Here is a 19,789-nt window from a genome sequence, read left to right on the forward strand (position 1 = left end):
GACGCGGCGTCCGCCGTGCCGGGGCCGGACCGGGCGCGGGCCTGACAGAATCGGGGTTGCGCGACCCGGGCGGCGTCCGGGGGTGAGACGCTGCACGGGGCACGACCAGGGCCCCGTACCGGTGCGCGCGCTGGTGGAAGCGGGCCCGGCGAGGGCCCGTACGGGGAGGTGTGGAGGCGAGTGGTGGAGCAGCTGACGCAGCACGACCCGAGACGGATCGGCCCCTTCGAGGTGCTGGGACGGCTCGGCGCCGGCGGCATGGGGCTGGTCTATCTCGCGCGGTCCGCGTCCGGACGGCGGGTCGCGATCAAGACGGTGCGCACCGAGCTCGCCGAGGACCAGCTGTTCCGGGTCCGCTTCACCCGCGAGGTGGAGGCGGCCCGCGCCGTGTCCGGCTTCTACACCGCGGCCGTGGTCGACGCCGACCCGCGCGCCGCCGTGCCGTGGCTGGCGACCGCGTACGTCCCGGCGCCCTCCCTGGAGGAGATCGTCAACGAGTGCGGGCCCATGCCCGCCCAGGCCGTGCGGTGGCTCGCGGCCGGCATCGCCGAGGCCCTGCAGTCCATCCACGGCGCCGGCCTGGTCCACCGCGACCTGAAGCCGTCCAACGTCCTCGTCGTCGAGGACGGGCCGCGCGTGATCGACTTCGGCATCGCGAGCGGGGTCTCCAACACCCGCCTGACCATGACGAACGTCGCCGTCGGCACTCCCGCGTACATGTCGCCCGAGCAGGCGAAGGACTCGCGCAGCGTCAAGGGCGCCAGCGACGTCTTCTCGCTCGGCTCGACGCTGGTCTTCGCCGCGACCGGGCATCCGCCGTACCACGGGGCGAACCCGGTGGAGACGGTCTTCATGCTGCTGCGCGAGGGGCCCAACCTGGAGGGGCTGCCCGAGGAGCTGCGGCCGCTGATCGAATCCTGCATGCAGATGGACGCCACCTTGCGGCCGACCCCGGCCGACCTCCAGGCGCAGCTCGCCCCGCACCTCTTCGACGGCGGTGACGACAGCGGGACCGCCTCGGCGTGGCTGCCCGGGCGGGCCGTCGCGATGATCGAGGCCCGGCGCGCGGGCAACCGTACGCCCGCCGCGGCCGCGGCCGTGGTGCCCGTGCCCGGCTCCGGCCGGGACGGCGGGGGCGGCGGCGCCGCATCCCGCGGGCCGGGCTCCGGAGCCGCCACGCACCGCCGCCAGCGCGGCGCCGAGGCGTGGGTGGACCCGCGCACCGGCCAGGCCGTTCCGCAGCGCCCGCACCACCCGCCGATGTCGCCGGTGCCCTCGGGCGAGCCGGTCCGGCTGGGCGGCTCCCCGGTGCCGATCGGCCCCGGGCCGCGTGCGACGGCCGCGGCGCCCGCCGCGCACGCCTCCGTGGACTCGGCGACCGGCTGGATCCGCCCGCCGGGCGGAGCGGTGGCCGTCACCCCCGCCGGCTCCGCCCTGCCGTCCGTACCGGCTCCCGGGCCGGCCCCGGACAGCGGCCGCTGGCGCCCGTGGCGCTTCCGCATGTCCAATGAGGTCTGGGGCACCCCGACCGTCGCCGGCGACCTGCTCTACGTCACCTCCTTCGAGGTCCACGCCCTGGACGTGGCCAGCGGCCGCCGTCAGTTCAAGACCCGTGACGTCGCCTGGTCCATGGCCGTCGCCGACGGCCGCATCCACGCCTCCGACGGCCCCTCCCTCTACGCCCTCGACGCCTCCGACGGCTCCGAGCGGTGGAGGCTGTCCTCCGACGCCTGGGTGTACGCCCTGCGCGCGGATCGCGGCACGGTCGTCACCGCCACCCGCGGTGGCGGCGTACAGGGCTGGGAGGCGTCCAACGGCCAGAAGCTGTGGGAGCTGAACGGCGCGCAGACCGACTTCGAGACCCCGGAGGCGGCCCCCGTCCTGCACGACGGCACGGTCTACGTGTGGGCGGACGCCCGGCTGCGCGCGCTCGACGCCCGCAGCGGCCGCGAGTCCTGGTCCTACCCGGTCGGCGACGCTGCCTCCTGCGGGAACGTCCCCGTACGGGTCACCCCGGCGCCGGACGGCAACGTCTACGTCGCGGCCGGCACCCGGGTGCTGTCCGTGGACCGGGCCTCGGGCCGGGTCCGCTGGCACTTCGAGGCCCCCGCGGTCTTCCTGGCGCCGCCGGCCTTCGCGCCGGGCGCCGCCGTGACGGGCGGCGGGGTCTACCTCGCCGATTACCTGGGCACCGTCTACGCGCTGGACGCGGCCACCGGGCAGGACCGCTGGCGGATCGCGACCGAGGCGCGCACGTCCGCGGACCCGGTGCTGGTGGCTAACGGCAGCGTCCACCTGGGCGCGGGCAGCGCGCTGTACACGCTCGACGCGGTCACCGGCACCCCGAAGTGGCGGTTCGCGGCGGGCGGCGAGATCACCGGCCTGCCGGCGGTCGCGGACGGCCGGGTGCACTTCGGCTCGGCCGACCACTGCCTGTACACCCTGGACGCGGCGGGCGGCCAGCTGCGCTGGAAGCTGGCCACGGGCGGTGAGATCACGGGTGCCCCGGTCGCCGAGGCGGGCGTGGTCTACGCGTGCAGCAAGGACCGCTGCGTGTACGCCCTGGACGCGGCCAAGGGCACGGGCACGCGGACGAGCGGCTGACCTGTCCGGGGTGGGGCTGCGGCCCCGCCGGGTAGCGCACCGGACGGGGAGTGACAGGATGGACCCCATGAGCAACGTCTACTTCGACATCACCATCAACGGCGAGGCCGCGGGCCGCATCGAGTTCAAGCTCTTCGACGACGTCGTCCCGAAGACCGCCCAGAACTTCCGCGAGCTCGCCACCGGCGTGCACGGCTTCGGCTACGCGGGCTCGCCGTTCCACCGCGTCATCCCGGAGTTCATGCTCCAGGGCGGCGACTTCACCAACCAGAACGGCACCGGCGGCAAGAGCATCTACGGCGAGAAGTTCGCCGACGAGAACTTCGAGCTGAAGCACACCCGCCCGTTCCTGCTGTCGATGGCGAACGCCGGCCGCAACACCAACGGCTCGCAGTTCTTCATCACGACCATCCCGACCCCGTGGCTCGACGGCAAGCACGTCGTCTTCGGCGAGGTCGTCTCGGGTTCGGACCTGGTCAAGAAGATCGAGTCCCTGGGCTCCCAGTCCGGCGCCACCCGCGCCAAGATCGAGATCGCGGCCTCGGGCGTCGTCGACGCCGCCTGATCCCCACCCCGCCAGTACGGCCGGTCGGCCCCGCCCCCTCCCCGGGGGCCGGGGCCGCCGCCGTTTCGGCGTACGGCCGGGCCCGCGCCCGTGGGACGGCCGTCGTACCAGGCACGGAAGGGGCTCAGACGGCGGCCGCCGCTTCGAGGGGACCCGTCGGCGAGCCGAGTACGTCGCGGGGGCATGCCCGGCCCTCCGAGGTGCGGGCCTCGATCCCGACGCTACGCCCGGACCCGGGACCGCGCACGCGGACGACGGGTGCCCGGGGGGAGCCTGGTAGCGTGACGCGCCGTCTGTCCAACGGGAGGGGTTCGGGCCATGGTGGCTGGACGTCGTATCAGATTCACCGCGGTGCTCGTCGGCGTCGTGCTCGCGCTGACCGGGTTCTCGTCGCACGGCGGGAGCAGCAGCAGCGGGAGCAGCGGGAGCAGCGGGAGCAGCGGCAAGAGCAAGAGCAGCAGCGGAGGCGGCTGCTCCAGCTCCAAGACGAAGAAGAAGTCCCACAGCGGCAGCGGCAGCTCCAGCAGCCCGACGCCCTCGCCCAGCAGCACCGCCCCGCGCGCGCACGCCGAGGTCGTCACCTGCGCCGGCGCCGGGAAGAAGGAAGCCACGCTCAAGGTCACCTCCGACCTGAACACGGAACGCGCGGTGGAGGTGCCGGTGGTGTTCGAGGGTACGAGCGGCGCCGTGGTCGACCGGAACACCATCCGGCTCACGCTCAAGGCGAACGAGACCCGGATCGTCACCGTCTCGATGACGCAGGCGGACAAGGCGGCCGAGGTCAAGAACTGCCGGCTCGGCCGGATCACCCGCTCCTAGCGGTCAGTCGGCCCGGCCAGGCCCGCCCGTCACCGCACCCGCGGCTCCGCCGCCCGCCGCCGCCCCGCGAACAAGTCCGCCTGCCGCTCCGGCGCCAGGTTCCCCAGCGCGATCAGCGCCGGAGCCTGCGCCAGCGCCTGCTGCAGCGCGGCCTGTTTCGCCGACCACAGGGCCCGTACGGTGCCCTGTACGGCCTCCGTCGGGAAGCCGGCCAGCGTCCCCGCCGCGCACAGCGCCGCCGGAAGCAGCTCCCCGGGCCCGGTCAGCTCCGAGACCAGGCCGATGTCGTACGCCCGCTGCGCGGAGAGCCGTTCCGCCGTGCCCATCAGGGACATCCGCGCGGCCTCCCCGAAGGGCATCCGCTGCGCCATGTACACGGCCTCGTAGGCGCTGACCATCCCGTACGCGGTGTGCGGGTCGAAGTACGTCGCGGACGTGGAGGAGATGATGAACTCCGCCTCGCCCAGCAGGTAGAAGGCCCCGCCGCACGCCATGCCGTTCACGGCGGCGATCACCGGCTTCCACAGGTCGCCCGCCTTCGGGCCGATGGAGAGCAGCGGATCGTCGACCGAGTACGGGGAGCCGGGCTGGGGGACGTCCACGCCGCGGTCGATGCCCGTGCAGAAGGCCGCCGTCCCGGCGCCCGTCAGCACCACCGCCCGTACGTCCTCGGCGAAGCGGAACTCCCGCCACACCTCGCCCAGTTCGGCGGCGGTCTCCAGGTCGATGGCGTTGTGCCTGCGCTCCCGGTCCAGGGTGACGACCGCGACCCCGGTCGCCTTGTCCCGCTCCACCCGCAGCGTCATGACCGCTCCAGCACCCAGCGCGGCACGGACATCCCGCCGGTCTCGGTGAAGACCACCTGCACCCGTGCCCCGATGCGCAGCCGGGCCGGGTCCACCGAGTTCAGCGGGGCGTCGGCCGAGGCCACCAGGTTCCCGGCCAGCCGGATGTGCGGGGCGTCGGCGAGCTCCACGAGGATCACGTTGTACGGGGCCTGCGCGGCGTACGCGGGCAGCAGCGGCGGGTGCGGCTGTACGTAGGACCAGATCCGGCCGCGGCCGCTCATCAGGCGCCACTCGGAGTCGAAGGACCGGCAGTGCGGGCAGCAGGGGCGCGGCGGGAAGCGGAGTCTGCCGCAGGCGGCGCAGGCCTGGACGCGGAGTTCGCCCTGGGCGGCGTACTCCCAGAAGGGGGCGCCGTCCTCGTCGGGGACCGGGAGCAGGAGTTCGTCGGTGGCGGGTGCGGTCATCGGTCGGCTCCTCGGGTCAGGCTCGAAGCAGGATGGCGGAGGTCGGGACGCCCTCGCCCGCCGTCACCAGGCAGGTGGCGGCGTCGGGAACCTGGGCGGTGGAGACGCCGCGCAGCTGTTTGACGCCCTCGTTGATCAGGTTGAAGCCGTGCACGTAGGCCTCCGAGAGGCCGCCTCCGCCCGTGTTGATCGGGAGCCGGCCGCCCATCTCCAGGGCCCCGCCCTCGGTGAAGGCGGCGCCCTCGCCGCGTCCGCAGAAGCCGTAGCCCTCCAGGGAGAGCGGGATCAGCGGGGTGAAGGCGTCGTAGATCTGGGCGACGTCCACGTCCTGGGGCCCGAAGTCGGCCTGCTTCCACAGGTGTCGGGCGGCGGTCCAGGCGGGTCCGGACAGCGGGTCGTCGTTCCAGTAGTTGACCATGCCGTGGTGCTGGGCGGGCAGGCCCTGGGCGACGGAGTGCACGTAGACGGGCCTCTGGCGGCAGTCCCGGGCCCGCTCGGCGGAGACGATCACGCAGGCCAGGGCCCCGTCGGTCTCCAGGCAGTTGTCGAAGAGGCAGAGCGGGTCGCTGATCATGCGGGAGCTCATGTACATCTCGCGGGTCAGCGGGCGCTCGTACATCATCGCGGCCGGATTCTCGTTGGCCCGGTTGCGGCAGGCCATCGCCACGTTGAAGAGGTGGTCGCGCGTGGCGCCGTACTCGTGCATGTAGCGGCGGGCCAGCATGCCGATCTCGTCGGCGGGGCGCAGCAGGCCGAAGGGGCGGGTCCACTGGCCGGGGGTGGGCAGCTGGACGGCGGTGTTCTTCCATGGGCGGGGGCCCGAGCCGCGCTTGCGGGAGCGCCAGGCGACGCCGACGGTGGCCTGGCCGGTGGCGACGGCGGAGGCGAGGTGGCCGACGGTGGCGCAGGAACCGCCGCCGCCGTAGCCGACCTTGGAGAAGAAGGTGACGTCGCCGGCGCCGATGGCCTTGGCGACCTCGACCTCGTCGGTCTCCTCCATGGTGTAGGAGGCGAAGGCGTCGACCTCGGACGGTTCGATGCCCGCGTCGGCCAGGGCCGCCAGGATGGCCCGGCAGGCCAGTTCCTTCTCGGACTGCGGCAGTTGTCTGGCAAAGGCGGTCTGGCCGATGCCGACTATCGCCGTAGCGTCCTTGAGCGTTGCCGCCATCGCCACCTCCGGGGTGCGCCAGTACTGACAGCCGCGAAGGCTACAGCTAATCTGACGGATAGTCAGCTACTGGGTTCGCGGGAGGGTGACACACATGGGCGACGACGGGCGCGACGACCGGCGCGAGGACGTACGCGGAGACCTGCGCTGGGGCAGCATCGCGGGGCTGGTCCGGGCGGCAGCGGAACAGTACGCCGACCGCGAGGCCGTCGTCGACGGCCGCGTCCGGATCAGTTACGCGCAGCTCGGCGAGCGGGTCGAGCGCGCCGCGGCCGCCTGCGTCGCCGCCGGGGTCGAGCCCGGCGACCGGGTCGCCGTCTGGGCCCCCAACACCCTGGAGTGGATCGTCTCCGCGCTCGGCGCCGTCTCCGCCGGCGCGGTCCTCGTCCCCCTCAACACCCGTTTCAAGGGCACCGAAGCCGCGTACGTCCTGCAGCGCAGCCGGGCCAGGCTGCTCTTCGTCACCGGCACCTTCCTCGGTACCTCGTACGTCGCCTCCCTGCGCCGCGCCGCGGCCGAGGGCCCCGGCGCGGGGCCGCTGCCCGGGCTGCCGCACCTGGAGCAGGTCGTCGTCCTCGCCGAGGACGCCCCCGAGTCGTTCCGCACCTGGAAGGACTTCCTCGCGGGCGGGGATCCCGTACCGGCGGCGGCGGTCCGCGAGCGTGCCGAAACGATTCGGCCCGACGACCCCTCCGACATCATCTTCACCTCCGGCACCACCGGCAGCCCCAAGGGCGCCGTCATCACCCACGCCCAGTCCCTGCGCTGCTACGCCGTCTGGAGCGAACTCGCCGGACTGCGCGAGGGCGACCGGTACCTGATCGTGAACCCCTTCTTCCACACCTTCGGCTACAAGGCCGGGATCATCGCCTGCCTGATGCGCGGCGCCACGATGGTCCCCCAGCCCGTCTTCAACGTGGACACCGTCCTCGCCAACATCGCCGCCGAGCGGATCTCCGTACTCCCCGGCCCGCCCACGCTCCACCAGTCCCTCCTCGACCACCCCCAGCGCGACCGCCACGACCTCTCCGCCCTGCGCCTGGTCGTGACCGGCGCGGCCGTCGTCCCGCTCAGGCTCGTCGAGCGGCTCCGCGGCGAGCTGCACATCGCCACCGTCCTCACCGCGTACGGGCTCTCCGAGGCCGGCGGCATCGTCACCATGTGCCGCCGCGGCGACCCGGCGGAGGTCATCGCCGCCACCTCGGGGCGGCCCATCCCCGGCACGGAGATACGCATCGCCGGACCCGACGGCAGCGCCCGGCCCGCCGGCACGGCCGGCGAGGTATGGGTCCGCGGCCACCACGTCATGCGGGGCTACTTCGAGGACCCGGCCGAAACCGCCGCGGCCGTCACCGCCGAGGGCTGGCTCCGCACCGGCGACGTCGGAGTCCTCGACACGGACGGCAACCTGCGCATCACCGACCGGATCAAGGACATGTTCATCGTCGGCGGGTTCAACGCCTACCCCGCCGAGATCGAGCAACTCCTGGGCCTGCACCCGGACATAGCCGACGTCGCGGTGGTCGGGGTCCCGGACCCGCGGCTCGGCGAGGTCGGCAAGGCGTACGCGGTCCGCCGCCCCGGCTCCACCCTCACCGCCGACGACCTGATCGCCTGGTCCCGGCGGGAGATGGCCAACTACAAGGTGCCGCGCGCGGTGGAGTTCGTCACCGAGCTGCCGCGCAACGCGAGCGGCAAGGTCCTCAAGCGCGAGCTGCGCGAAGCGAAGTAGGCCGTAAGAGGGAAGCGTCGGCAACGCTTGCCGCAGACGGCAGCCGATGACGGGTCCATCCGATAGACACCCGGTCGTGATCATCGGCTACTGCAGGACAACGACCGCCCGCTGCCGATCCGCCGGCGGGACCGTACTTCCGACAAGGGCTGAAGGGGGGAGCCCGTGTCGTCGAGACGCCTTCTCCGAGTGAACCGCAGTGTGATGCGCGCCGTACGCGGCTGGCCGCGCGCCCTGCTCCTCACGCTCGCCGTGACGCTCACCGTGGCCGCACCCGCGGGCGGGGCGGCGGCCGAGCCGCGTCCCAGCGCCCCGCCCACGGCCAGCAGCCCGTCGCCGGCGGACGGCGAGGGGAAGCCGTCGCGGGTCCGCGTGAAGAAGCGCGTGGACGTACGCACGCTGCCCCGGCCGAAGGGCACCGCCGAGCCCCAGGAGCGACCGTACCTCGCCCCTCCGAAGCGGCCGGCGCCCGTGGGACCGCGGCGGCAGCCGAGCCTGCCCGTCACCACCGTGAAGCTGACTCCGAAGGGCGCGGCGTCGCCGAAGGCGGTTCCGTCCACGGCCGTCATCGAGCGGCTGAAGACCTTCCGCACGCTCGGGAACGCGGACAACGCCGCTGCCGCCCGAACTGCGCCCTCCGACACGCAGCTCGCGGTCGGCCCCACCCGCATCGTCCAGTTCATCAACCGCACGGGCCAGGTCTACGACAAGGCCGGCAACGCCGTCGGCGCCCCCTTCGACCTGGGCACCTTCTTCGGCTTCGCGGCGAACACGGGCGGTGATCCGCGGGTGCACTACGACGCGGGCTCCGGTCGTTTCTTCGCCGCGTACGAGGGACTCCCGGCCGGCGGCGACGAGGTCGACGTCGCGGTCAGCGACAGCTCCGACCCCCGCGGGGGGTGGTCCGTCTACATCGCCGGGAGCAACAACGCGAACGTCCAGCACGACCGGCCGACGCTCGGCTACACCAACGACAAGGTCACGCTGACCTGGAACAACTTCGACCTCGTCGCACCCGGCCAGCCGTTCCTGGGCGAACAGACCGTGGTCGTCAACAAGGCGGACCTCCTGGCCGGTGCCGCCTCGGTCAGCCTCGCGACGTTCGCACAGGACAACACCAAGGCCGACGTCGTCCCGGCCACCTCCCTGTCGGCGATCAATGACCAGCTCGCGATGGAACACGACGGCACCGACGTCGTGGTGACCACGATCACCGGCGTGCCCGGCGTCAGCGCGGTCAACCAGACCGAGAACACCATCGCCATCGGGGCCGCACCCCCACCGCCGATGGCTGCCCAGCCGGCCGGGGGCGACGCGACGATCAACACCAACGACGACCGGATGCTGTCGGTCGCCTGGCAGAACAACCACCTGTGGGGCCTCTTCAACGTCGGCTGTACCCCCATCGGCGACACCGCGGGCCACTCCTGCCAGCGCTTCATCCAGATCGCGACCGGCGGGGGCCAGAGCCTGGCCACCAACCTCGATCTCGGCCTCGTCGGTGGAGACCTCTACTACGGCTCCCTGGCGCTGAACGACGAGGACGACCTGTTCGCGGGCTTCAGTGCGTCCTCGACCACCATGTTCGTCACGGCGGTCGCGATCGGAGTGCCGGGCGGGAACTTCCCGGCGACGACCTTCGGCGACTTCTACGACGCGGGCACCCAGGCCTACACGTGCACCAACTGCAGCCGGCCACGCTGGGGTGACTACTCGGGCACCGCACGCGACCCGAGCAACCCCAAGGACGTCTGGACGGTCCAGCAGATCGGAGCCATCGACAACACCGGGATCCGCGGCGGCGACTGGGGCACCGCGATGGACCGCGTCACGCTGTCCCCGCCGACCGTCACGAGCGTCACCCCGAACCACGGGCCCGAACTGGCCCAGTGCGTGAACACGGTGACGGTGAGGGGCACGGAGTTCCCGACCAGCGGCGCCACCGTCAAGTTCGGCTCCGTGGCCGCCACGAGCGTGAACGTCATCGGGCCGGAGGAACTGACGGCGCAGGTGCCCCCGCAGGCACGGGGCACGGTGGACGTCACCGTGACCAACGCCAACGGCACCAGCCCGGTCACCGCCGCCGACAGGTTCACGTACGACGCGGACACCTCCGCGCCGACCGCCTCCGCGAGCATCTCGCCGTCGCCGAACGGCGCCGGCTGGAACAACAGCAGTCCGGCGACGGTCAACATCAGCGCCGCTGACGGGTCCTGCGGCTCCGGCATCCAGAAGATCACCTACAGCGCGAGCGGCGCCCAGCCGATCGGATCCACCGACGTGCCCGGCGCGAGCGCCGCCGTGCCGATCACGACGGACGGCGTCACGACGGTGACGTTCACCGCCACCGACAACGCCGGCAACACGTCCGCTCCGCAGACGATCACGGTGCGCCTCGACACCGCGGCGCCGACGATCACCATCGTGCGCCCGACGGCCGGCACGTACCTGTTCCACGAGTCGGTCACGGCGTCCTACTCGTGCGCGGACGCCACCTCCGGTGTGGCGAGCTGCGTCGGTACGGTCCCGAACGGCAGCCCGATCGACACCTCGACGTTCGGCTCGCACACCTTCACGGTGAACGCCACGGACGTCGCCGCCAACCCGGCCACCAAGAGCGTCACGTACACCGTGGCGTACCGGATCTGCCTGCTCTACGACCCGAGCCGGCCGATCCGCGGCGGGAACAGCACGATTCCGATCAGGCTCCAGATCTGCGACGTCAACGGCGTCAACCTGTCCAGCCCTGGCATCACCCTCACACCCAGCCAGGTCGTCGGTCCCACCACCAGGCCGTTCACGACCCCGTTCCGGTACGACGCGGGTATCCGCGGCTACATCGTCAACCTCCCCACCAAGGGGCTGGCGGACGGCAGCTACAACCTGCGGTTCACCATCAGCGGAGCGGACACCACGACACACGTGGCCCCGTTCACCCTGCGCTGAGCCGTCTCGGCCCGCACCGGCCGCATCGGCCCGGACCCGCCTCGGGTCCGGGCCGATGCGCGTGGCCCCCTGGGCCCGGGCCGTGTCCGGGAACTAGGTCGGACAGGGCCTAGCGCCGGGCAAGGACCAGCCGCCAGTGGGGTGCGCCCTGGGGGGTGCGTCCGAAGTGGTCCAGCGGCACGGTCTCCACGGTGAAGCCGGCCGCCCGCAGGTCGGCGCGGACCCCGCTGAGCGGGAAGGTCCGGTAGTACATGACGAAGGGCGGCCGCCACACCGCGTTGCGCACCCGCATCACCGCGTCGAACCCGGCCACCGCCCACCACAGCGGTGAACTCGGCGGGATCGGGGCGCCGATCGGGAAGGCGAAGACCCCGCCCTCGCGCAGCGCGGAGTGGACCCCGGAGAAGAGCGCGGGCCGCTCGGCCGGGAGGAAGTGGCCGAAGGCCCCGAAGCTCACGGCCAGGTCGTACGAGTCCCCGAGCGCGGGCGGCAGGGCCCGCGCGTCGCCCCGTACGAAGTCCACGCGCTCGTCCGGGTACGCCCGCGCGGCCTCGGCCAGCATGCCCGCGCTCAGGTCCACCCCGGTGACGCGGTCCAGGCACAGCCGCCGCAGCATCCCGATCGCGGCTCCCGTGCCGCAGCACACGTCCAGCCCGGTGCCGAAGGAGCCCTCCCGCTGGGCCAGGGTCTCCTCGACGGCGTCGAGCATCCGGTCCGGGGTGCGGAACGGCGTGAGGTCGAACTTCGGCGCCAGCAGGTCGTAGCCCCGCTCGACGGAGGAGAGGCCCTGCACGGCGAGTTCTCGGACGCTCGGCCCGTGGGTGGTGAACACACACCCAGCGTATGGGCACGCGGGTACCCGGACACACGCGTGCGGCGGCCGCGGTGGCTCCCCCTCCGGGCCACCGCGGCCGCCGTTCATCGGTTGTGCTCCCCCGTGACCCCCGTGGTCCCCCGATCCGCGGTGATCTCCCCCGTACCCCCCGTATCCCCCGTGGTCCCCCGTGTCTTCCCCCGTGGGACCGTCCCCCGTATCCCCCGTGGGACGTCTTACGGACGCGGACCGGACGCGTGGTTGTCCAGCGTCACGATGTCCTCGCCCGAGGCGTGGTTGTCGAGCGGTTTGATCTCGATGCCGGAGGCGTGGTTGTCCATCGGCGTGACGTCGACGCCCGGTGCAGGGCTCTCCAGCGGCTTGATCTCGACGCCCGAGGCGTGGTTGTCGAGCGGCTTGAGGTCGCCGTCGGTCGGCAGGATGTTCTCGTTCGTCGTCATCGGATCTCCTGATGGATGGGTCGGGCCCGTTCGGCGATTCCCCCGAGGACCGCCGAACGGGTAGTCCTCCAACCGACCCGGATGCCCCCCGACGCGCCGGGTCGATGCACTAATACTGTCGTGTGGCGATAAACGAACGATGAACGCCTCGTTCATCACACGCCGGCCGGCTCCGCCGCAGGTCAGCGCCGACTCGTTCATCTCGTCCGCGTGCCCGCACCCATGGGTCAGGCCGCGATCTCCGAGGCCAGCAGGGCCTGCACCTCGGCCAGTTCGGCCGATCCCAGCTGCGCGAACACCGTCTCCGCGTCCCGCCAGCAGGCCCGCGCCCGGTCCGTCTGCCCCAGCTGCCGCAGCGCCCTGCCCAGCACCGTCAGCACGGTCGCCCGCCGCCACTCGCCGCCGATCCCGCGCAGCGCGATGGCCTGCTCGGCGTGCGAGGCGGCCAACGTCGGGCGGCGCGCCGCCAGATGGGCCTCGGCGAGCCGGAAGTGCGTCACGCCCTCCCACAGGGGCTGGCGGTTGTCGTGGAACAGCGACAGCGCCTCGGCGAGCTGCGCCAGGGCCTCGCCGAGCCGGCCCGCCTGGGTGAGGGCGATGCCGAGCGCGTAGCGGCCGTTGGCCAGGCGCAGGGTCAGCCCCATCCGGTCGTAGATGGCGATGCCCTGCTGGGCGAGGTCTATCGCGCTCGCGAGGCGGCCCAGCTCCACGTGGATGCGGGAGAGGTTGCACAGCGCGCTGGCCTCGCCGACGTTGTTGCCGTCGGCGCGGAAGTTCTCGATGGCCTCCAGCAGGTACCGCTCGCCGTCCGCGTGCCGGCCCTGGTAGAGGGCGATGATCCCGCGGTCGTTGGGCGCCCAGCAGCTGGGCAGCGGGTCGCCGGCCTCGCGGGCGAGCGCCGTGGCCTGGCGGGCCTCGTCGTCGGCCTCGGTGAAACGGCCGGTGAAGAGGTGGACCATGGTGAGGGTGGTACGGGCCCGCCCCTCGGAGCGCGGGTCCTCGGCGGCGCGGGCGGCGTCGCGCAGGGCCATGGCGGCCGACTCGTACTGCTTGGAGTTGGCCCCCGACTCGGCGAGGTCCTTGGCGGCCCACAGCAGGTCCACGGCCCGGCGCAGGACCTCCGTTTCGTCGGTGCGCGCGGCGGCCTGCCGTACGCACGCCAGCAGCGGGTCGGCCTCGGCGTACAGCCAGTCCAGGGCGGCGCGCGGCTCGCCGAAGACCAGCCCCGGGTAGTTGGTGTCGGACAGGTGCGCCGGGAGCCGGTCGCCGGGGCGTTCCAGGGCGTACACCCCGGAGGCCGTGGCCAGGTAGAAGTCCAGCAGCCGGTCCAGGGCGGCGTCGCGGCCGCCCGGCGGCTGCTCGTCGCGGTCGGCGCACGCACGCGCGTAGAGGCGTACGAGGTCGTGGAAGCGGTAGCGGCCGGGGGCGGCGGATTCGAGGAGGGAGCAGTCGACCAGGGCCTCCAGGAGGTCCTCGGTGTCGTGCTCCGGCAGGTCCAGTACGGCGGCTGCCGCCGAGAGGGAGATGTCGGGGCCGTCGGCGAGGCCGAGGAGGCGGAAGGCGCGCTGCTGGGCGGGCTCCAGCTGGCCGTAGCCGAGCTCGAAGGTGGCCTTGACGGCGAGGTCGCCGGTCTGGAGCTCGTCGAGGCGGCGGCGCTCGTCGGCCAGTTTGGCGGCGAGCACGGACACGGTCCACGTGCGGCGGGCGGCGAGGCGGGAGGCGGCGATGCGGATGGCGAGCGGCAGGAAGCCGCAGGCGCCGACGACGTCGAGGGCGGCCTGGCGCTCGGCGCGTACGCGTTCCTCGCCGACGATCCGGGTGAACAGCTGGAGGGCCTCCTCGGGGCTCATCACGTCGAGGTCGACGAGATGGGCCCCGGCGAGGCCCGCCATGCGGACCCGGCTGGTGACCAGGGCGGCGCAGCCCGCGGTGCCCGGCAGCAGCGGGCGGACCTGGGCGGCGTCGCGGGCGTTGTCGAGCAGGACCAGGACGCGGCGGCCGTCGAGGGTGGAGCGGTAGAGCGCGGCGCGGTCGGCGGGGGAGTCGGGGATGGCGGTGTCGGGGGTGCCCAGGGCGCGCAGGAACGAGCCGAGGACGGCCTCCGGTTCGGCGGGGCGCGCCTCGGTGCCCTGGAGGTCGACGTAGAGCTGGCCGTCCGGGAAGTGCGGGCGGGCGGCGTGCGCGACGTGCACGGCGAGGGTGGTCTTGCCGACGCCGCCGATTCCGGCGAGCGCGGAGACGGCCATGACCTGGCCCTCGGCGCCGCCGGAGAGGATGGCGCCGAGTTCGTCGACGAAGCTGGTGCGGCCCGTGAAGTCGGGCACGGTGGCGGGCAACTGGGCCGGCCGTACGTGGACGGCGGCGGCCGCCGGGGCCGGGTCCTCGGCGCGGGCCAGGTCGGCGTCGGCGTTCAGGATGCGCTGCTGGAGGGCGGACAGTTCGGGGCGCGGGTCGACGCCCAGCTCGTCGGCGAGCAGCCGGCGGGTGTCGGCGTACACGGCGAGGGCCTCGGCCTGCCGGCCGCTGCGGTAGAGGGCGAGCATGAGCAGCTCGCGCAGGCGCTCGCGCAGCGGGTGCGCGGCGGTGAGCGCGGTGAGCTCGGAGACGGCCTCGGCGTGGTGGCCGACCTCCAGGTCGAGGTCGAGTCGGGTCTCCAGCAGCTGCAGGTGCCACTCGGCGAGCCGGGTGCGCTCGGTGGCGGCCGCGGGGCCGGGGACTCCGGCGAGGGGTTCGCCGTTCCACAGGTCCAGGGCGCGGGCCAGCAGCATACGGGCGAGGGCGCGGTCACCGGCTTCGCGGGCCGTCTCGGCGTCGGCGACGAGGCTGCGGGCGACGCCGAGGTCGAGGGTGGCGGTGGAGCGCAGCCGGATGGCGTACCCGCCGGACTCGGTGACGAGCAGCCCGGGGTCGAGGACCTTGCGCAGACGGGAGGCGTACGTCCGGATGGTGGCGAGGGCCTGCTGCGGCGGATCCTCGCCCCAGATGGCGTCGATGAGTTCGGGCGCGGTGGCGGTGCGGCCGTCGCGCAGCAGGAGCGTGGCGAGCAGGGCGCGCTGCTGGGGGGTGCCGGAGGGCAGGGTCTCGGCGCCGCGCCACGCGCGGATGGGGCCGAGGACGGCGAAGCGGGACCCTGTGGAAGGGCCGGCCGGATCCGTGGAGGCGGCCGGACGCGGGGTGGTGCCGTCGGGGGATGTGGTGGCCGGTTTCGCGAGGGCGGCCGGGTCCGCGGGGGCTCCCGCGGGGGCCGCGTTCCTGCGGGTGGGCCGGGATGCCTCGGGGTGGTTCCGCGGGTTCCTCGGGCGTGGGATGGCCGGTACGCCGTCCATCTGTCGTCCCCCTGCCTTCCGTCGGTGTAAGGGTCAGTCTGCCCTGTCTTGCGCGTACACGTCAGCCCGTCCCGGACCGATCGGCCCGCAACTAGCTGACGGTTCGTCAGATCGGCGCTACCGTATGAGTCATGGAGACCTTCCCGAAGATCATCTCGGTGGACGACCACACGGTGGAGCCCCCCCACGTCTGGCGGGACCGGCTCCCGTCCAGGTACAAGGACACCGGCCCGCGGGTCGTCCGCGCCCCCTTGAAGGAAATGACCTTCCTCGGCGGCAAGTTCGCCCCCGTCATGGGGGCCGAGGGCGACGACGGCCCGATCGGCGACTGGTGGGTGTACGAGGACCTGCACCGGCCGCTCACCCGCCTCGACACGGCCGTCGGGTACGACCGCGACGAGATCAAACTGGAAGTCATCACCTACGAGCAGATGCGCCCGGGGTCCTTCTCGGTTCCCGACCGCCTCGCGGACATGGACGTCAACCACGTCCAGTCGGCGCTCTGCTTCCCGACCTTCCCGCGCTTCTGCGGCCAGACCTTCACCGAGGCCAAGGACCGTGAGCTGGGGCTGCTGGGCGTACGGGCCTACAACGACTGGATGGTGGAGGAGTGGTGCGGCCCGGACGCCCGCGGCCGCCTGATCCCCCTGACCCTCATCCCCCTGTGGGACGCCCGCCTCGCCGCCGCCGAGGTCCGCCGCAACGCGGCGCGCGGCGTCCGGGCCGTCGCCTTCTCGGAGATACCCCCGCACCTGGGCCTCCCGTCCATCCACACGGACGACTGGGACCCCTTCCTCCAGGCGTGCGACGAGACCGGCACGGTCATCGCCATGCACATCGGCTCCTCGTCCCGCATGCCGTCCACCTCGGCGGACGCCCCGCCGGCGGTCGGCTCCACCATCACCTTCGCCAACTGCTGCTTCTCGATGGTCGACTGGCTGATGAGCGGCAAGTTCGAACGCTTCCCCAACCTGAAGATCATGTACGCGGAGGGCCAGATCGGCTGGATCCCGTACATCCTGGAGCGCGCGAACGTGGTCTGGGAGGAGAACCGCGGCTGGGGCGGCGTGGCGGACAAGGTCCACCGCCCGCCGTCGGAACTCTTCGCGGAGCACGTCTTCGGCTGCTTCTTCGACGATGCCTTCGGCCTGAAGAACCTGGATTCGATCGGCGTCGCCAACGTCCTCTACGAGACGGACTACCCCCACTCGGACTCCACCTGGCCGAAGTCCCGCGAGGTCGGCGAGTCCCAGATGGGCCACCTGCCCCCGGACGTGATCGACCGCATCGTCCGCGGCAACGCGATCGACCTGCTGGGGCTGACGCCGGAGGGGCTGTGGGCGGGGGCGGGGGCGTAGCCGGCCGTCCCCGGAGGGGCGGGCGGTACCAGGGGCGGACCGGGCTCCCCCGGACGGGGGAGCCCGGATCGTGCGGCCGCCGGATCCGCGGAAGGCACCTGCTCGGGAAGGCTTGGTCCACGGCGGGGGGACACGGAACCGCCACTCGGACCCGAGCCTTCCGGAGGACGTCATGGCACCCCAGACCGCGATCACCGAGCCGGTGGACCGGCCTACCGGCCAGTCCGACCGCAGGTCCGCCCTCCGGTCCGGATGGGCCGGATATACGGCCGCGGCCGCGGCCCTGGGGTACGCGGCGCCCCACTTCTGGTGGGGCGCCGGTATCGCGGCCATGTTCCCCGGCGACTTCGCCACCGCTCCGCACGGCAACCTGGAGGCGGCGATCGGCTACTGGGTGATGGGCGCGGTCGCCGTGTTCGGCGCGGCGCTCTCCCTCGCCCTGGTCAGCCCGCGGGGCCGCCGCATCCCGGCCCGCCTGATCGCCATCCCGTCGGGGATCGCCGCGATAGGCATGACGCTCTGGGGCGTCACGTACTTCGCAATGCAGTACCTGCTCTCGGCGGGCCGCGTGGTCCCGTCTCCGGCCTTCGCCACCCAAGACGCCCACCCGCAGGCCGCCTGGGGCCTGTTCTGGTACACCCTCTTCCTGCTCTGGGGCCTCACGCTGGGCCTCGCCTCGTGGCGCCGCCTGCGCGCCGAGCGGGGGCTTCGGGGGGCGGGGATATAGGCGGGACTTCAGCCGGTCGGGATCAGCGGCGCGGCGGGGTCACGGGGGCTGCTGTCCTTGGGGGGCAAGGGGGCTCCCGACCATCCGAAGCCACCGGCCCACGCCCCTGATTCCGCGCCGGAAACCGCCGTCACCGGATGCCCCTCCCCTTGCAACCGCCCCCGGGTCCGGGGCATGCTTCGCCGGGGCAAAGCGGAAGGATCATCATGCCGGTGGACAAGCGGACCCTGGTGACAGCGGTGCTGTGTGCTGTGGCGGCTCTGGGGGCCTCCGCCGCAGTGGCCGAGCTGGTGCCGCCGCCCGAGGGGGCTGCGCCCGTGCGGGCGAAGGCCGGGCCGACGGGATCGCCGACCGCTCCGTCGCGTTCGCAAGCGGCGAAGCCTCAGCTCTCCACCCCGCCCGGGAGTGCGCTGCCGCCTGCCGTCACGCCCCCGCCCGGCGGGCCCGCGGCCTTCACCGGGGCCCTCTTCACGGACGGTCTGGACAGTGACCACTTCTGCACCGCCACCGTCGTGCACAGCCCGGGCGGGAACCTGATCGTCACCGCCGGGCACTGCCTCCTCGACGGGCAACAGGGCGACGGGACCGCCGTCTTCGCGCCTGCATACGCGAACGGCATGGCCCCGTACGGCACATGGAAGCTGGAAGAAGTCTTCGAGGACGACCGCTGGGCCGAGGGCACCGACGACGACTACGACCTCGCCTTCGCCCGCCTCGCCCCCGACGCCAAGGGCCGCACCATCGAGAGCGTGACCGGCGCGGCCGTGCTCGACACCAGCGGGCGCGCGGGCGAGGAGGTCACCGTCACCGGTTACCCGGCCGACCGCAAGGTTCCCCGTACCTGTACGGCGGTCACCGTCCGCGAGAGCGCGACCGAACAGCGCTTCGACTGCGCGGACTTCCCGGGCGGCACCAGCGGCAGCGCGTGGATCGCGCGCGACGGAAAGATCATCGGCATCCTCACGGGCGGCGACACCGACGACGTGTCGACCAGCACCGTCCTCGGCGACTACGCGGCCTCGCTGTACGCCAAGGCGACGACCCCCAAGCGCTGACCCCGGGCATCGGCGCTGCCAGACTCGTGCCCATGCAGACGAAGATCGAAGACATGGCCCACCGCCTGGCCGAGGTGCCCGGCGTCGTCGCCGTGCTGCTCGGCGGCAGCCGGGCGCGCGGGGAGCACCGCCCCGACTCCGACTGGGATCTCGGCGTCTACTACCGCGGCGCGCTCGACCTCGCCGCGCTGGGCGCGCTCGCCGGCCCCGGGGTGGAGGTGGCCGGACCGGGCGGCTGGGGGCCGTGGGTCGACGGCGGCGCGTGGCTGTCGGTCGACGGAGTGGCGGTGGACTGGATCCTGCGGGACGCGGACCGGGTCGGCCGGGTGTGGGAGGACTGCCGCGAGGGCCGGTACGAGGTGGGCGTGCAGGCGGGGCATCCGCTCGGCTTCTGGTCGCCGTGCTACGCGGGCGAGGTGGCGCTCGGCCGGGTACTGGCCGACCCGAGTGGTGAGTTGACGGACCTTCGGCGCCGGACCGCGGACTACCCCGAGGCGCTGCGGCAGGCGTTGACGGCGGGCGCCTGGGAGGCGGAGTTCCTCGTCGAAGCCGCTGCCAAGGGCGTCGAGCGCGCGGACGCGCTGTACGTCTCGCTCTGCCTGTCCCGGGCTGTGGGCGTGCTGGTGCAGGCCCTGTACGCCGAGGACCGGCGCTGGTGCCTGAACGAGAAGGGCGCCCTGGCGGTCGCCGAGACGCTGCCGGGCGCGCCGCCCGGCTTCGGCCCGCGGGTCCGTGCCCTGCTGGGGGCGCCCGGCGCGACGGCCGAGCGGCTGGCGGCGACGGTCGCCGAGGCGCGGCTCCTGGTCGGGGAGACCGTCGCCGCGATACGGGCCCGCACCACCCCCTGAGCCAAGCTGCCCCCTGGGCCAAGCTGCCCCCTGGGCCAAGCTGCCCCCTGGGCCAAGCTGCCCCCTGGGCCAAGCTGCCCCCTGGGCCAAGCTGCCCCCTGGGCCAAGCTGCCC

15 protein-coding genes are annotated in these 19,789 nt (G+C 73.3%); 9 read left to right on the top strand and 6 right to left on the bottom strand.

Annotation, left to right across the window (positions count from 1 at the left end; all coding sequences use genetic code 11):
* The first annotated feature begins 183 nt into the window (after positions 1-183).
* The 3 genes from ACGFYQ_RS00825 (at position 184) to ACGFYQ_RS00835 (ending at position 3,988) form a co-directional block, all read left to right on the top strand.
* On the top strand, positions 184-2,604 hold the full coding sequence (locus ACGFYQ_RS00825; protein ID WP_393738510.1) for a PQQ-binding-like beta-propeller repeat protein: 2,421 nt from the start codon (positions 184-186) through the stop codon (positions 2,602-2,604).
* 67 nt (positions 2,605-2,671) lie between these two features.
* Complete coding sequence (locus ACGFYQ_RS00830) at positions 2,672-3,169, top strand: peptidylprolyl isomerase (RefSeq protein ID WP_393738512.1); 498 nt, start codon at positions 2,672-2,674, stop codon at positions 3,167-3,169.
* A 318-nt stretch (positions 3,170-3,487) separates the two neighbouring features.
* Positions 3,488-3,988, top strand: coding sequence for a hypothetical protein (locus ACGFYQ_RS00835; protein WP_393738514.1), 501 nt, complete (start codon positions 3,488-3,490; stop codon positions 3,986-3,988).
* A 29-nt stretch (positions 3,989-4,017) separates the two neighbouring features.
* On the opposite strand, the gene ACGFYQ_RS00840 is transcribed toward ACGFYQ_RS00835, so the two are convergent.
* The 3 genes from ACGFYQ_RS00840 to ACGFYQ_RS00850 are packed head-to-tail and all read right to left on the bottom strand — an operon-like array spanning position 4,018 to position 6,408.
* Positions 4,018-4,794, bottom strand: coding sequence for an enoyl-CoA hydratase/isomerase family protein (locus ACGFYQ_RS00840; protein WP_393738516.1), 777 nt, complete (start codon positions 4,792-4,794; stop codon positions 4,018-4,020).
* On the bottom strand, positions 4,791-5,240 hold the full coding sequence (locus ACGFYQ_RS00845) for a Zn-ribbon domain-containing OB-fold protein (RefSeq protein ID WP_393738518.1): 450 nt from the start codon (positions 5,238-5,240) through the stop codon (positions 4,791-4,793). The genes ACGFYQ_RS00840 and ACGFYQ_RS00845 overlap by 4 nt, the downstream gene beginning before the upstream one ends.
* Positions 5,241-5,256: 16 nt before the next feature.
* Positions 5,257-6,408 (bottom strand): lipid-transfer protein, encoded by a 1,152-nt coding sequence (locus ACGFYQ_RS00850; protein ID WP_393738520.1) that lies wholly within the window; start codon positions 6,406-6,408, stop codon positions 5,257-5,259.
* Positions 6,409-6,502: 94 nt separating this feature from the next.
* On the opposite strand from ACGFYQ_RS00850, the gene ACGFYQ_RS00855 reads away from it, so the two are divergent.
* Both ACGFYQ_RS00855 and ACGFYQ_RS00860 read left to right on the top strand, forming a co-directional pair.
* Entirely contained in the window at positions 6,503-8,140 is a 1,638-nt protein-coding gene (locus tag ACGFYQ_RS00855) for a FadD3 family acyl-CoA ligase (protein ID WP_393738522.1), read from the top strand.
* Between the two features lie 189 nt (positions 8,141-8,329).
* Positions 8,330-11,086: an IPT/TIG domain-containing protein gene (locus tag ACGFYQ_RS00860; protein WP_393738524.1), complete on the top strand. Its 2,757-nt coding sequence runs from the start codon at positions 8,330-8,332 to the stop codon at positions 11,084-11,086.
* A 109-nt stretch (positions 11,087-11,195) separates the two neighbouring features.
* Here the strand turns inward: ACGFYQ_RS00860 and ACGFYQ_RS00865 are convergent, their stop codons facing one another.
* The 3 genes from ACGFYQ_RS00865 to ACGFYQ_RS00875 all read right to left on the bottom strand — a co-directional run bounded on the left by ACGFYQ_RS00865 (position 11,196) and on the right by ACGFYQ_RS00875 (position 15,687).
* On the bottom strand, positions 11,196-11,918 hold the full coding sequence (locus ACGFYQ_RS00865; protein WP_393738526.1) for a class I SAM-dependent methyltransferase: 723 nt from the start codon (positions 11,916-11,918) through the stop codon (positions 11,196-11,198).
* A gap of 218 nt (positions 11,919-12,136) precedes the next feature.
* Positions 12,137-12,361, bottom strand: coding sequence for a hypothetical protein (locus ACGFYQ_RS00870; RefSeq protein ID WP_393738531.1), 225 nt, complete (start codon positions 12,359-12,361; stop codon positions 12,137-12,139).
* A gap of 227 nt (positions 12,362-12,588) precedes the next feature.
* The gene (locus ACGFYQ_RS00875) at positions 12,589-15,687 is read right to left on the bottom strand and encodes a BTAD domain-containing putative transcriptional regulator (RefSeq protein ID WP_393738534.1); all 3,099 of its coding nucleotides are present in this window, start codon (positions 15,685-15,687) and stop codon (positions 12,589-12,591) included.
* A 131-nt stretch (positions 15,688-15,818) separates the two neighbouring features.
* On the opposite strand from ACGFYQ_RS00875, the gene ACGFYQ_RS00880 reads away from it, so the two are divergent.
* The 4 genes from ACGFYQ_RS00880 (at position 15,819) to ACGFYQ_RS00895 (ending at position 19,675) form a co-directional block, all read left to right on the top strand.
* Entirely contained in the window at positions 15,819-17,045 is a 1,227-nt protein-coding gene (locus ACGFYQ_RS00880; protein ID WP_393738536.1) for an amidohydrolase family protein, read from the top strand.
* A 172-nt stretch (positions 17,046-17,217) separates the two neighbouring features.
* A complete protein-coding gene (locus ACGFYQ_RS00885) occupies positions 17,218-17,772 on the top strand; it encodes a DUF3995 domain-containing protein (protein ID WP_393738538.1) in 555 nt (184 codons plus the stop codon).
* 206 nt (positions 17,773-17,978) lie between these two features.
* Positions 17,979-18,827: a trypsin-like serine protease gene (locus ACGFYQ_RS00890; protein ID WP_393738539.1), complete on the top strand. Its 849-nt coding sequence runs from the start codon at positions 17,979-17,981 to the stop codon at positions 18,825-18,827.
* A 32-nt stretch (positions 18,828-18,859) separates the two neighbouring features.
* Positions 18,860-19,675: a DUF4037 domain-containing protein gene (locus ACGFYQ_RS00895; RefSeq protein ID WP_393738541.1), complete on the top strand. Its 816-nt coding sequence runs from the start codon at positions 18,860-18,862 to the stop codon at positions 19,673-19,675.
* Positions 19,676-19,789: the final 114 nt, after the last annotated feature.

Origin of the sequence: Streptomyces sp. NPDC048258 (assembly GCF_043201995.1) — a bacterium.
In the GTDB taxonomy this organism is placed as follows: domain Bacteria; phylum Actinomycetota; class Actinomycetes; order Streptomycetales; family Streptomycetaceae; genus Streptomyces.

Coding starts and splice junctions, on each gene's coding strand:
- ACGFYQ_RS00830 (WP_393738512.1), top strand. CDS start 2,672: ATGAGCAACGTCTACTTCGACATCACCATCAACGGCGAGGCCGCGGGC.
- ACGFYQ_RS00835 (WP_393738514.1), top strand. CDS start 3,488: ATGGTGGCTGGACGTCGTATCAGATTCACCGCGGTGCTCGTCGGCGTC.
- ACGFYQ_RS00840 (WP_393738516.1), bottom strand. CDS start 4,794: ATGACGCTGCGGGTGGAGCGGGACAAGGCGACCGGGGTCGCGGTCGTC.
- ACGFYQ_RS00845 (WP_393738518.1), bottom strand. CDS start 5,240: ATGACCGCACCCGCCACCGACGAACTCCTGCTCCCGGTCCCCGACGAG.
- ACGFYQ_RS00850 (WP_393738520.1), bottom strand. CDS start 6,408: ATGGCGGCAACGCTCAAGGACGCTACGGCGATAGTCGGCATCGGCCAG.
- ACGFYQ_RS00855 (WP_393738522.1), top strand. CDS start 6,503: ATGGGCGACGACGGGCGCGACGACCGGCGCGAGGACGTACGCGGAGAC.
- ACGFYQ_RS00870 (WP_393738531.1), bottom strand. CDS start 12,361: ATGACGACGAACGAGAACATCCTGCCGACCGACGGCGACCTCAAGCCG.
- ACGFYQ_RS00875 (WP_393738534.1), bottom strand. CDS start 15,687: ATGGACGGCGTACCGGCCATCCCACGCCCGAGGAACCCGCGGAACCAC.
- ACGFYQ_RS00880 (WP_393738536.1), top strand. CDS start 15,819: ATGGAGACCTTCCCGAAGATCATCTCGGTGGACGACCACACGGTGGAG.
- ACGFYQ_RS00885 (WP_393738538.1), top strand. CDS start 17,218: ATGGCACCCCAGACCGCGATCACCGAGCCGGTGGACCGGCCTACCGGC.
- ACGFYQ_RS00890 (WP_393738539.1), top strand. CDS start 17,979: ATGCCGGTGGACAAGCGGACCCTGGTGACAGCGGTGCTGTGTGCTGTG.
- ACGFYQ_RS00895 (WP_393738541.1), top strand. CDS start 18,860: ATGCAGACGAAGATCGAAGACATGGCCCACCGCCTGGCCGAGGTGCCC.